The organism is Bariatricus sp. HCP28S3_A4 (assembly GCF_052066395.1).
GTDB lineage: Bacteria > Bacillota > Clostridia > Lachnospirales > Lachnospiraceae > Allocoprococcus.
Window position 1 is genome coordinate 1 of the sequence record NZ_JBQHSE010000108.1, and the last position, 361, is coordinate 361.

At 43.8% G+C, this 361-nt stretch carries 1 pseudogene; it reads left to right on the plus strand.

Annotation, left to right across the window (positions count from 1 at the left end):
* Positions 1-361 (plus strand): annotated as a pseudogene (locus tag ACTNBF_RS16580) (RNA-guided endonuclease TnpB family protein); the annotation flags it as partial.

Genomic DNA, 361 nt, shown 5'->3' on the forward strand with positions numbered 1-361 from the left:
GTGGCTGAAAGAAGTAGATTCCCTTGCACTGGCGAATGTGCAGATTCATTTGGAGAAGGCTTATAAGAACTTTTTTGTAAATCCGGCTGTTGGTTTTCCGAAATTCAAGTCCAGACATCGAAGCAGGAAGAGCTATACAACGAATGTGGTGAATGGGAATATTCGTTTGAGAAACGGAAAGATCCGGCTTCCGAAACTGAAGGAAGTGAAGATCAGGAAACATCGGGAAATACCGGAGGGGTATGTCCTAAAGTCGGTAACCATAAGTCAGGAGCCTTCCGGAAAATACTATGCAAGTCTGCTTTATGAGTATGAAGTCTGTGAGAACCAAGCAGAGAAGAGAAAAGAAGCAGAACCGGAA